The following is a 12,149-nucleotide window of genomic DNA, read 5'->3' as shown; positions in this document are numbered from 1 at the left end:
ATGGCTTCGCGCGTTCTAAACATTGCTTTGCATGAAAATATAACTGATTTTACGGCGGATTACATTTTAAAATCCGCAAAAAAAACAGCCGTTATAAGCGGAGGAAAACGCCCTGAGCTTTTTATAAAGAAAAAGCTCGCGCAAAAAATAAACAAAGCTTTTTATCCGCCTGAATTTTTTACAAACGAATCTTTTATAGAGAATTTGGTTTTTGAAAGTTTTCCGTTTGAGAAAATGCCGGATTTGGAAGCGGCTTATATTTTGTATCAGGTAATAGGCGAAAGCGCGCCCGAGCTTTTAAAAGGTAAAGCTTCTTTTGAAAACTTTTTGCAGTGGGCGTATGAAATTCTTTCTTTTATAGATCAGCTTGATATGCAAAATATCGGCGACCAACATCTTGAAAACGTTAAAGCTAACGCGGATATAGGTTTTGAAGTTCCGCAAAATATAAATAATATTTTAAAAAATATCAGCGTTATAAGAAAAGTATTTCACGCAAAACTGGAAAGTTCGGCAAAAAGAACGTCGGGATATACTTTTATAAAATCTTTGCAAAGCGACGTTGGCGCGTTGCTTGAAAGATTTGACGAGATAATATTGCTTGCTCCGTTTTATTTGCATAAAACCGAAATTGAAATTTATAAAAAGCTGTTTGCTGCCGGAAAACTTACGATTATTCTTCACGGAAATCCGGAAGATTTTCCTGTTTTAAAAGAAATATACGGATTTTTCAAAGTTAAGCCTTCCGAAGTTAAAGACGAGCAGAATTTTGAATCTGAAATTTTCTGCGCTTTTGACCAGCAGTCGCAGGCAAGGCTTTTAAAAAATCTTGTCGCAAAAATTCCGCAAGATAAAACTGACAAAACCGTTGTTATAGTTCCAAAGCCGGAAAGCGTTCAATCGGTAATTTCCGAAATTGAATCGCTCGGTATTGATTACAATGTGTCCGCGGGATACCCTGCGTCTAAAACGGCTTTGTTTTCTTTGATAAAAGATATTTTAGGCGCGCAGCTTTCAAGAAACGGTAAAAATTATTATTCTAAAGATTTAATGAAAGTTCTTTCAAACCCTTTGTCTAAAAATATGAGATTTTTCGGAGATCCGTCGGTTTCGCGAATAATAGCGCATAAAATAGAAAACGCTTTAGACTCTTCTTCAAAAAGTATTTTAGCCGGAAAACTTTTTGTAAGCTGCCAAGAGCTGCTTTCGGACGAAGAACTTCAAAAAGAAATAGGTTTAACGGTAACAAAAGCGTGGGATTTCGTTCAAGGCGAGAAAATAAAAAGCGCCGTTAAAAAAGCATTTGACGCGTTTTTTACGGAGTGGGAAGATATAGAAACTTTGTCGGAATTTTCTGCCGTGCTGCTTGAATTTACGGATAAAATTTTAAAGCTCAGCGCAGCGGGAAATTATGCGCTTAATTCCCAGTCGGCGGCGCTTTTAATAAGTTGCGCAAACGAATTGAAATATGGGGAGGTTTCAAAAAATAAGTTTTCTCCGGTGGAAATTATAAATATATTTTTAAATCTTATTGAAAAACAAAATATCTCTTTGCCCGGTTCCCCTCTTAAAGGTCTTCAGGTGCTTGGTCTTTTAGAGTCAAGAAATCTTTCGTTTGAAAATGTTTTTATAGTTTCCATGACGGATTCCGTCGTGCCTCAAATATCAAAAAATTTTCCGCTTATACCGAAAGAAATTATGCAGGCTTTGGGTATAGAAATAGTCGCTAAAGAATTTGAAATACAGTCTTACCATTTTAAAAGACTCGTTGCTGGAGCGAAAAAAGTTTTTCTGATTTATCCGGATAACGGCAAGGAAGAAAGAAGCAGATTTATAGAATCTCTCGTATGGAAAAAACAATTTGAGAAAAAAGATTTAACCGCGGGAGAGGTAAAAAAATTTGATTTGGGCGTTATAGGAAAACAGAATGCTCTTAAAAGAAAATACGAAAAAACGGAAGAAATAAAAAATTACTTAAAAAAAATGCCGTATTCATACAGCAAAATAGACGCATATTTAAAGTGCAGGCTTGCGTTTTATTTTAAATACGTTTTAGGACTTGACGAAAACGTTGAAATAGGCGCGGAACTTGACGGCAGCGATATCGGAAATTTTATTCACAAATTTTTGCAAAATACGTTTCATGAAAATTTAACGCGCCGGCAATTTGAAGACGAGAATTTTAACAAAGCGTATATGGGCGAACTTGAAAAATCTTTTGACGTGTCTTTGGGTATGCGTTCAAGAGAAGACGCGTTTCTTATAAAAAAAGTTTTGCTCTACAGAATGGGAAAATTTTTAGAGCTTGAAAAAAACAAACCTTTTAAAACTATATATAAAAGCGAAGCAAAATATAAATCTTCTTTGGGAGAATATGCTTTAGAATGCATAATAGACAGAGTTGACCAAACGGATTCCGGTTACGCGCTCTACGATTATAAAACCGGCAAAGTGGATGCTCCTATAATTTCCGCAAAATTTAACGAGCTTCTTTTAAGCGATATTCACAGAGAAAATATAAAGAAAGCGGTAAAATCTTTGCAGCTTCCGTTGTATAAGTATGTCTTTGAAAAAGAGACGGGCAAAAAAGTTATAAGCTGCGGTTTGTATGATATAAAAAAAGCTGAAATAGCGGATTTTCCTGCGGATGAAGACGTCTATGAAAAGTGTATTGAAGTATTAAAATATATTTTAGACGAAATTTCACAAGGAGACTATTTTGAAGCCGATCCGCAAGACTTTAAAAATTGCGCCTCTTGTAAGTACTTTTATATTTGCAGATAAAATGTTAAAATACCCGACATGAAAATTACAATAATATTTGCCGTTATCATTTTAAGCTGTTCTTCTGTTTTTGCAAACCATACCGTTTTTACTATTGAAAGAAATAAAAACGCCAACGTTGTCTATTACGACGCCAATATTACCGATAAAAAGATAGACGAAAAAAATCCTATAGACGCTTATTGGCTTTTGCACGCTATTGACGGCAGAAGAGAAGAGCTTAGCGCTTTTGAAAAAAAAGCCTACGGTTTTAAAACAAAACATACAAACGAAAAACATTTTGAACTTGCTCTCAAAGCTGTTGAAGACAGGGCTATAAAACTTTTCACGCACAACGGTTTGGCTGTTGCTGAAATTACTATAAACAATAAAAAAGCCTATCTTAAAAAAGTTTATGTTTTTTCAAAAGACGGAATGCTTGGCATTCCTAAAGTATATTATTACATCCTTCACGGCATTGACCCTGAAACCGGCCAAGAAGTCTCCGAAAAAATAGAACTAAAAAAAGATAAATAGTTAGTCGTTAAAACAATAAAAAAGCCGAAAGATTTTTAAATCTTTCGGCTTTTTTATTGTTTTTTTTATGCGGCGGGCGGGATTTGAACCCGCACCACCTTTCGGGACAGGCTTCTGAGACCTGCGCGTCTGCCATTCCGCCACCGCCGCATTGCTGTGTCTTTTGGATTTATGCTTCGTTACGCCGCTCCTCATTTGTGTCCAACAAACTTCGTCGCGGCAAGCCTTGCCTAAACTCTAATCATTGCTGCGTCTTTTTATTGTGTTGCTTCTTACTTGTTCCTTACTCCTTCCTACTTTCTACTTGTCGTTAAGACTCTATAATTTTCATCTCAATTACGCGCATCTTCTTCCATTTGCCTGTTTTATATCTTAAAAAGAATGTTGTAGCAAGCATTATCACGTAGAAAACAAAAATAGACCAGCCGATATAAAAGTTAAGGTGAAGAATTGAAATTACAAAATAAATGGGGACAATTGCAACGCAAACCGACAATACAATAAAAGTTTTCATAACGAAAGCCGTGTCGCCGGCGCCTTTAATTGCCGCGCAGAAAATTACGTTTAACGGGTCAAAAACCGTGTATATTGCCACAAAACGCAGAAGCTCTATAATTAAAGGTTTTATTTTCAAAACAATTTCCGCTTCGGCGCCGTTTGCAAACGGGAAAATAAAAAATCCCGGAACAATTACAATAGCCAAAACCACAAGCGCAATATATGAGTAAACTATTTTCAACGCAGTTCTCACGCTTTTTGACGCTAATTCCGGTTTGTTTTGCCCAAGGTAATTTCCCACCATAATGGATGTCGTAATTCCGCACCCTACCAAAGGCATAAAAATTAACTGATTTATATTCATTACTATATTTGTGGCGGATTGTATATCTTTCTGAATGGAGCCCATAAGTATTACAAAAAAAGTAAAAGCGCCCATATCAAAGAAAAATTCCACGCCGTTTGGAAAACCGAATTTAAAAAGTTTTTTTATAAAAGTAAAATCCGGCTTGAAGTTTTTGATTTGGTAAATTCTGTTTTTCTTATTTAAAAAAATTAAAAGGAAAAATGTGGAAAGCATTACAACCGAAGCTAAAATACTTGCGATTGCGGCGCCTTCTATGCCCATTGGCGCAAAGCCGAGTTTGCCGAAAATTAAAACGTAATCGGCTATAGCGTTAACGGCTATGCCTATTATATTTACAAACAAAATAACTCCGGTTTTTTCGCGACCGGCGTAAAAACCGGTTAAAGCGTTGCTTGCAAGCAGCGGCAGCGAGCCCATGCACAATATTTTAAAATATTTAATTTCTTCGGCTATTACAGCTTGGCTGTGCCCTGACAAATTAAAAATAGCGTCTGAAAACAAAGAAAATATAAATACAACTGCCGAGGCTATAACCGCCAAATAACAGCTTTGCCACACGGCGGAACCTATTTTATGGTAATCTTTATTTCCGTTATATTGCGAAATGAAAACGTCAATATAAGAAATAGTTCCTATAAAAATGCTTAAAATTGTAAAATTTAAAAGTCCGGCGGGAAGGGACGCCGCGTAAGCGTCTTGGCTGTACCATGCCAAGAAAACTCTGTTGATGAAATTTTGTAAAGCCCATGCTCCCGTTGATATAATAAGAGGAGCGGCTATTTTTAAAAATTCAAGCTGCCCGCCGCGCGAGTTCCAGCTGTTTTTAATTGTAATAAACGTGTTCATAGTGACCTCGGGAAAATTATACTATTATATATCTTTATAACTAAATCTTGCAAACCGCTTTCCAAAAGAGTAACATATTTAGAGTATATGATGTCTAATTTTTAACTGATGTTATTATTTAATTGAGGGAGTTTAAACATGAATAAATTTATTTTAGTTGTATTTGCAAGTATTTTTTGCATATTGCCGCTTGTTGCGCAGGCTTACGGCGAAAACACCAGAAAAGTTGTTGCAACGCATTATTATGAAGGAAATCCTAAAAAAGAGATGGTTTTTTATAACGATGAAGGCAAGGAAATAGCCAGAGAATATTATCATATAGAAGGGCGTTCTTCCGGAGTAAAGGGCAGAATTCCCGACGGAATAATTATGGAATATTTTCAGGACGGAACCGTTAAAAGCAAAGCCCTGTATAAAACAAATCTTATGTTAAACGAAGCCGAATTTTACGATAACGGCGCTAAACTTTCCGTAACGGTAAATCAGTGGAACGGCAGAGCTTTAGAAAAAATGGCGGAAGTTATTTACTACCCCAACGGCAACAAAAAGCAGGAAGTTGTAATGGATGGTGGCGGAAACGGAATAAGCAAGCTATACTATGACACAGGCGAGCTTTACGAACAAGTCCCCCTAGTTGACGGAATGAGAGAAGGTCAGGTTAAAAAATATTTTAAAAGCGGCAAGCTTCAGTTTTCCGGAACTATGAAAAACGGAGAGCTTATCGGCGGAAAAGAGTATGACTCTTCCGGAAAGCTTATAAATTAGGCCGAATATTAAAATTAGGCCGAACGAGGTTTTACAGTGAAGAAAATAGCGTCAATATTTTATGTTATGCTGTTTTGCGTAAGTTTCTCTTATGCGGAATATATATATTTGAGTTCCGGCGAAGTGGTGGAAGGAAAAATAACCGCCGAGTCAAACTCCGGTATAACCGTTAAAGTAGGAGCGAAAAACAGAAAAATTAAAATTTCAGAAATTATAGATATAACTAAAACGAAAAAAATTGTTGTGACAGCGCCCGTGCAGGTTGAGGCTCCCGCAGCGCCCGCGGAACCTGAAATTGCTGCTGTCGCGCCTGTAAAAGTTGACCAAGAAGACTTCAGCGCAAAAACACAATTTACCAGCGACGCATCACAGCCTTTGGAAGGCTCGCAGACTTATGTTTCAGACTATAATTCAGGGTCTGTAATATACAATGTAAAAGCGGTAGAAGTTCCAAAACCGCCGGAAGAACCGGAGCAGGTTCCTGATGCGCAGCCTTGGCAGCCTGAAGTTTCCGCTGAACCTGCAGCGCCGCAAGACGAAGCTTCGGCAGTTGTGCAAGAACCTGAAGCTGCTGCTTCTGTGGAAGATGACGGTTTTGACGCAGCGGCATTTTTACTTGGCGAAGCGGCGGTCAGTATTCCGCAAGCGCCCCCGGTTGCAGATAATGAACCTGAACCTGTTAAGCCTGTCAAAGAAAAAGCAAAATATGAGACTTTTGTAGGTGTAGCTTTTGATTTAAAAGGACAGTTTGACTCCTCCGGCAAAGAAATTATCGGCGCAGTCGCAAAAGATCTCGGTAAAGAAAATACAGACTACGGATTTAGCGTTGCAATTGAAAGATACGGATATTTTTTGGGTTGGGCGGCATTGGGCGTTGGCGTAAGTTACGAGTTTAACAGACATCTTGAAAAAACTCCCGGAACGTTTAGCTTTCTGCCCGTTTATGCAACTTTAAAATTAAAAGCGATAGATGCGGGCTGGTTTACTCTTTACGGTTTAGGTCAGGCAGGATACAGCTTCATGTTTGCAAATAACGACTACATCGGCGACGCAAAAAGCAGAGGCGGTTTGTATTACGCTTTCGGCGGCGGAATATCGGTAGGGAATGTAGTTCTTCAGGCTTTGTATTCTGTGTCAAGTTCTCATTTATCGCGCAATCTTACAGCTGCGGATATTGATAAAGATGTTAAATTCAGCAAATTGGGCGCATACATAGGGTATTTATTTTAATATTTTGAATTTTAAAAAAGACTCTCCGGATAATCTCTTCCGGAGGGTCTTTTTTTGCTTAAAAATAAAAAGCAATTGCAAATTTTCAAGTTTGTGTTATAATAATTATGCATTATCGTTGAAGAGGTCATTATGAAGAAGATACTTGTAGCAATATTGTTTTCTATAGGTATTTTTCCGTCTTGGGTTGCTGCCGACTATGACAGCGATTACGATATATCTAAATTTCAAATAGAATGGATAGTTAACGACAGCTTAATACCTGAAAGTAACGAACATCTAACCGAAGCCGACAGATTAAAATTTCAACCAACCCAGCCTGAACCTGAATATGATTATTCCGTAGAAATAGTAGTTGACGATTATAAATCGCTTTCGTACGATGATGAAAATTACGACGCTGCAAAAGAGCTTCTTTTGGGCACGTTTGAACACAGTAAAGAAAAAATGAAAGAGGCCGTTATTATAAAAGATGACACTGTAAAATATGTAATAGCCGATAAGATTAAAAAGTCGGATTTTGACGCGGCAAAATATTTGCTTGAACAGGAAAGTAAAAAAGATTCGAAAGATTATTACGTTAAACCTACCAGATATTCCGCCGGTGATTTTGATGCTGCAAAATATATTTTGAATCTGAATTAATTTTTTAAGATAATTTTAATATTTAAACAGAAGTCCGGTTTGCGGTTTAAACCGGTCTTTTTTATTGAATAATCATGTCATATATTATAAAATCTGTTGCTATAGTTTATAGGAAATCTTATGGAAAAAATTGATAAACAATTTATAGAATTTCGCAATGTGTCGGTTCTGCGTCAAGACAGATTTATTCTTAACGACGTAAACTTGTCTATTGCCTCGGATGAAAACGTTGCTGTTATAGGGCCTAACGGTTCCGGAAAATCTACGTTTATTAAACTTATTACGGGAAATATTTACCCGTCTTACACCGGCGACAACACGCTGTGCAGGCTTTTTGGGCGCGATAAATGGAATATAAGCGATTTAAGGCAGTCTTTGGGCATAGTTACAAGCGAGCTTCAAAATAAATTTCAAACCGATATAACAGGCTTTGAAACTGTGCTGTCCGGGTTTTTTTCAAGCGTGGGCATTGCAAAAAATCACACGGTTACCTTGCAGATGGAAGAAAAAGCGCGCAAAATGATAGAGTTTCTTGAAGTAAGCCGTCTTAAACAACATTCAATTGACACAATGTCTTCCGGCGAGGCGCGTCGTTTTTTAATAGCAAGAGCGTTGGTTAACGAGCCTAAAGTTTTAGTGTTGGACGAGCCGTCAAACAGCCTTGATATTGCGTCGGCGGCAAAACTTCACGCCGTAATGCGAAAGATTGCGGCAGCGGGAACAAAAATTATTTTGGTTACGCATTTGGCGTCCGATATAATTCCGGAAATAAACAGATTTATATTTTTCAAAGACGGAAAAGTTTTTGCCGACGGCGAGCGAGCAAAAGTTTTTACAAGCGAAAAATTATCGCAGCTTTTTGACATGGACGTGGAACTTACGCAAAAAAACGGATTTTGCTGGCTTAACGGCAAGTGATTCTTAATTTATCGGGAAACGCATAATGAAAAAATGGTTGAAATTTATTTTGGTTCCTTTGGGTTTTTTGGTTTTTGTCGGCGCGCTTGCGCTTCTTAACAATCAGCTGAAAGATTTAAGTTACGACGACATAGTTAACGCATTGCAGGCTATTCCGTCTGTAAGAATTATTTTAGCGCTTCTTTTTGCGTTGTCTTATTATTTGCTTCTTGGCGGATACGATATTGTAGCGTTTAAATACATTAATGCGAAAGCGCCTCTTAAACCAAAAGATATTTTCTTTACGTGTTTTATAAGCAACGTTTTAGGAAACAATACGGGCTACTCAATGCTTTTTGGCGGCTCTATTCGCTATAGACTTTATTCCTTGCATAAAGTTTCCATGGTGGACGTTACCAAAGTTTTGTTTTTTTCTTCGGCAACAATTTGGCTTGGGCTTCTTGCCGTGGGCGGACTTATTTTTACGGCTACCCCTGTGTCGCTTGAAGGCGTAACAAAATATGCAATGTCCACAAGAGGCATAGGAATATTTTTTCTTCTCATTCTTGTCGCTTACGTTGGTTTAAGCGCTTTTAATTCTAAACCGAGAAAAATATTTAAATGGGAAATTTCTTTTCCTAATATTAAAATTGTTGCCGCGCAAATACTTCTTGCCACCGCGGACTGGATTATAGCTTCGCTTACTCTTTTTATGCTTATGCCGTCGGGCGAGATACCGTATTTTATTTTGCTGAAAGTATTTCTTGTGGCGCAGCTTTTAGGCATTATCAGTCAGGTTCCCGGAGGAATGGGAGTTTTTGAAGCGTCTATTGCGCTTTTGCTTCCCCAGGCCGCAAAGCACCCGGGAGTTATCGGCGGACTTCTTGCATACAGAGCCATATTTTATTTTTGTCCGCTTGTAATAGCTCTTTCCATGTTTGGTTTTTATGAAATCGCGCGTCTTGTGAAAAAGTTTGACGACAAAACAAGAATTTTCGGAAAAACAGTTTCTTCGGCGGTTGTTCAGGTTCTTGCGGTTTCAACTTTTTTTGCGGGCATGATAGCCATGTTTTCCGCGTCAACGCCTTTTAACGTAGAACAGATACAAAATTTTTTAAGACTTCTTCCCGTATGGACTAAAGATTTATCTCATTTTCTTTTAAGCGTAACAGCGGCAAGTTTGCTTTTCTTGTCCAGAGCGCTGCAGCTGAGAATAAAGGGTTCGTATAAATGGACGTGTTTTCTCGTCGGATTTGCAATACTGTTAATTTTGGCTATAGGCGAGCCGCCCCTTGTTCTTGCGGCGTTTATAATACTTTTTATAGCGCTTCTTTTTGCAAAAAAATATTTTTACAGAAACATATCAATACTTGACGCTTCTCTTAGCATGTGGTGGTTTTCCGCAATCGGCGGCGTGTTTGTTCTTGTTGTGTGGACGGGTTTTTTCATAAACAAACAAGATATTTTTTCGTGGATACGTTTTGACGTGTTATACGAAAACTTATTCGGCGCCTCGGACGCCGCGAGGTTTTTAAGAGCTACTGTCGGGCTTGTTGTTATATTTATAATAGTGGCGCTTGAGCAAATATTTAAAAACTATTTCAAAAAACCCGTGGTTTTTGACGAGAACGATATAAAAAGAATTACTTACTCGTCGGATTACGCTTACGCTTTTGACGCTTTAGCGTTGGGCAAAAGCTATATGGTAAACGATGAAAAAACGGCGTTTATAATGTATGCGCAGTCGGGAGACAGTCTTATATCTTTGGGAGATCCCGTCGGCGGAGGTTATTCTCACAAGAGCGAACTTTTGTGGAAGTTTAAAGAAGCCGCGGATAAAGAATCCGTAAAGCCGGCGTTTGTGGGAATAGATCACAGATACAAACAGCTTTACGACGACATAGGGCTTGATATTTTTAATATCGGTCAGGAAGCTAAAATTCCTTTAAGAACTTTTGATAAAAATAAAGAGTTGTTAACTTCAATGCAGTCGGTTGAGCGGCAAGCGGAGTCTTCGGGTTTTGAATATGAGGTTGTTAAAAGCGCGGATTTTGAAAAATACAGAGAAATATTTGCTCAAATTAACAAAACGTGGGAACAAGAGCACGGATACTTGCGTATAAACTTTATTCCCGGCAAATACGACGAGTCTTACATGAAAGATTTGGATTTCAGCATAATAAGAAAGGACGGCAAAATTTGCGCGTTTTCAGTTTTTGCGGCAGCTAAAAATAAATATGAAATGTCCACCGGAGTAGTTAGATATTTAAAAATTGCCGACGATATTTTCCCTTACATTCTTACTAAAAATATCTTATGGGCAAAATCCAACGGCTTTAAGTGGTTTGATTTGGGTCTTGCGTATTTTCCGGACGTTTCTCAAGACGCCGACGCTGTTAGACATTTTGCAAAAATTTTCATGTTTGCGGAACATTTTCATTACGATTTAACAAAACTGCGCGAGTTTAAAAATAAATTTTCTCCCGTGTGGCACAACAAATACGTAGCGGTTCACCCGGATAAATACATAGTGATGTTTTTGAAAAATTTTACGGCGTTAATTTCGCCGCCGAAAGAAAAAAATATGAGACAGTTCTTAAAAAGGTTTTTTGTAAGATGAAAGCGTGGGAAGGGTTTTATAAAAATATTATTCGTTCGGAACTTGTGAAAAACGGCGACAGAATTTTGCTTGCCGTTTCCGGCGGCGCGGATTCCATGAGCATGCTTCATATGTTTTGGCGTCTCTCAAAAAAAATAAAAATAGATATTGCCGTTTTAAATTTAAACCACGGATTAAGAAAAGAATCTTCGCGCGAGGCAAAGCAAGTTTTAAATTTTTGCAAAAAACTCGCAATTACGTGCATGCTCGGCAGACTTCTTGTTAAAGAGTATTCAAAGGCTGCAAAAATTTCAATTGAAACCGCCGCAAGAGAATTAAGATACGCGGCTTTGGAAGATGCGGCGACAAAGCATAAGTTTAATAAAATTGCCACTGCTCATAATGCAAACGATAACGCTGAAACGGTTTTAATGTGGCTTTTAAGAGGAAGCGGAAATTTTTCCGGCATTCCGCAAACAAGAAAAATAAGTAAAAAAATAGAAATAATTCGTCCGCTGCTTTCGGTAAGAAGAACGCTTATAGACGAATACGTTAAAAAACAAAAACTCCCTTTTTCTACGGACAAAAGTAATTTTTCGCTTGAATATACAAGAAATAAAATAAGACACACCGTTGTGCCTGCCGTTGAAAAGATTAATCCGCTTGCGTTAGAAAGAATATTTTCCTTAAGTAGAATTCAAGAGCGCGAAGATGCGTATTTAGAGGCAATTTCAATCAATTTTTTGAAAAAATGCGCTAAAATATCAAAAAACAGGATTTTGCTTGATTTACCAACGTTTTTACGGTATAATGAAACAATAAGGTTTAGAATACTGAAAAATTTAATTCCGGACAAAAAATACAGCGCCGTAATAGATTTAATTTCCGATAAAATTTTGTCCAAAGATAAATCCGTTTTTAAACTTTCCTCGCAGTGGAGTTTTTCCGTAAAGGGTAACAAAGCCGTATTTTCAAAAATTAAAAAATAGTTTTTTATAAGAG

Annotated in this window: 9 protein-coding genes and 1 tRNA gene; 8 read left to right on the top strand and 2 right to left on the bottom strand. The window is 37.6% G+C overall.

Annotation, left to right across the window (positions count from 1 at the left end; all coding sequences use genetic code 11):
* Both Epro_RS04515 and Epro_RS04510 read left to right on the top strand, forming a co-directional pair.
* The gene (locus tag Epro_RS04515; protein WP_052570810.1) at nucleotides 1-2,784 is read left to right on the top strand and encodes a PD-(D/E)XK nuclease family protein; all 2,784 of its coding nucleotides are present in this window, start codon (nucleotides 1-3) and stop codon (nucleotides 2,782-2,784) included.
* Nucleotides 2,785-2,802: 18 nt separating this feature from the next.
* Nucleotides 2,803-3,300 carry a DUF4833 domain-containing protein gene (locus Epro_RS04510; protein ID WP_052570809.1) on the top strand — a complete coding sequence of 166 codons (498 nt, stop codon included), beginning with the start codon at nucleotides 2,803-2,805 and terminating at the stop codon, nucleotides 3,298-3,300.
* A gap of 68 nt (nucleotides 3,301-3,368) precedes the next feature.
* Here the strand turns inward: Epro_RS04510 and Epro_RS04505 are convergent.
* Nucleotides 3,369-3,450 (bottom strand) — tRNA-Leu (locus tag Epro_RS04505).
* Between the two features lie 160 nt (nucleotides 3,451-3,610).
* Complete coding sequence (locus Epro_RS04500) at nucleotides 3,611-5,011, bottom strand: MATE family efflux transporter (protein ID WP_052570808.1); 1,401 nt, start codon at nucleotides 5,009-5,011, stop codon at nucleotides 3,611-3,613.
* A 138-nt stretch (nucleotides 5,012-5,149) separates the two neighbouring features.
* Between Epro_RS04500 and Epro_RS04495 the strand changes: the two genes are divergently transcribed.
* The 6 genes from Epro_RS04495 (at nucleotide 5,150) to tilS (ending at nucleotide 12,136) form a co-directional block, all read left to right on the top strand.
* The gene (locus Epro_RS04495) at nucleotides 5,150-5,776 is read left to right on the top strand and encodes a toxin-antitoxin system YwqK family antitoxin (RefSeq protein WP_052570807.1); all 627 of its coding nucleotides are present in this window, start codon (nucleotides 5,150-5,152) and stop codon (nucleotides 5,774-5,776) included.
* A 36-nt stretch (nucleotides 5,777-5,812) separates the two neighbouring features.
* On the top strand, nucleotides 5,813-7,006 hold the full coding sequence (locus Epro_RS04490) for a hypothetical protein (protein ID WP_052570806.1): 1,194 nt from the start codon (nucleotides 5,813-5,815) through the stop codon (nucleotides 7,004-7,006).
* A gap of 132 nt (nucleotides 7,007-7,138) precedes the next feature.
* The gene (locus tag Epro_RS04485; protein ID WP_052570805.1) at nucleotides 7,139-7,651 is read left to right on the top strand and encodes a hypothetical protein; all 513 of its coding nucleotides are present in this window, start codon (nucleotides 7,139-7,141) and stop codon (nucleotides 7,649-7,651) included.
* 120 nt (nucleotides 7,652-7,771) lie between these two features.
* The gene (locus tag Epro_RS04480; protein WP_052570804.1) at nucleotides 7,772-8,569 is read left to right on the top strand and encodes an ABC transporter ATP-binding protein; all 798 of its coding nucleotides are present in this window, start codon (nucleotides 7,772-7,774) and stop codon (nucleotides 8,567-8,569) included.
* 25 nt (nucleotides 8,570-8,594) lie between these two features.
* Nucleotides 8,595-11,168 carry a phosphatidylglycerol lysyltransferase domain-containing protein gene (locus Epro_RS04475; protein WP_052570803.1) on the top strand — a complete coding sequence of 858 codons (2,574 nt, stop codon included), beginning with the start codon at nucleotides 8,595-8,597 and terminating at the stop codon, nucleotides 11,166-11,168.
* A complete protein-coding gene (gene tilS, locus Epro_RS04470) occupies nucleotides 11,165-12,136 on the top strand; it encodes a tRNA lysidine(34) synthetase TilS (RefSeq protein ID WP_052570802.1) in 972 nt (323 codons plus the stop codon). Before Epro_RS04475 ends, tilS begins: the two co-directional genes overlap by 4 nt.
* Nucleotides 12,137-12,149: the final 13 nt, after the last annotated feature.

The sequence above is a fragment of the Endomicrobium proavitum genome, from assembly GCF_001027545.1.
GTDB lineage: Bacteria > Elusimicrobiota > Endomicrobiia > Endomicrobiales > Endomicrobiaceae > Endomicrobium > Endomicrobium proavitum.
Note: the sequence above shows the minus strand (reverse complement) of the source record. Positions and strands in the feature narration are given on the sequence as shown.

What these genes read in the sequence shown, in the direction of transcription:
- Epro_RS04515 (WP_052570810.1), top strand. Translation starts at nt 1, where the DNA reads ATGGCTTCGCGCGTTCTAAACATTGCTTTGCATGAAAATATAACTGAT.
- Epro_RS04510 (WP_052570809.1), top strand. Translation starts at nt 2,803, where the DNA reads ATGAAAATTACAATAATATTTGCCGTTATCATTTTAAGCTGTTCTTCT.
- Epro_RS04500 (WP_052570808.1), bottom strand. Translation starts at nt 5,011, where the DNA reads ATGAACACGTTTATTACAATTAAAAACAGCTGGAACTCGCGCGGCGGG.
- Epro_RS04495 (WP_052570807.1), top strand. Translation starts at nt 5,150, where the DNA reads ATGAATAAATTTATTTTAGTTGTATTTGCAAGTATTTTTTGCATATTG.
- Epro_RS04485 (WP_052570805.1), top strand. Translation starts at nt 7,139, where the DNA reads ATGAAGAAGATACTTGTAGCAATATTGTTTTCTATAGGTATTTTTCCG.
- Epro_RS04480 (WP_052570804.1), top strand. Translation starts at nt 7,772, where the DNA reads ATGGAAAAAATTGATAAACAATTTATAGAATTTCGCAATGTGTCGGTT.
- Epro_RS04475 (WP_052570803.1), top strand. Translation starts at nt 8,595, where the DNA reads ATGAAAAAATGGTTGAAATTTATTTTGGTTCCTTTGGGTTTTTTGGTT.
- tilS (WP_052570802.1), top strand. Translation starts at nt 11,165, where the DNA reads ATGAAAGCGTGGGAAGGGTTTTATAAAAATATTATTCGTTCGGAACTT.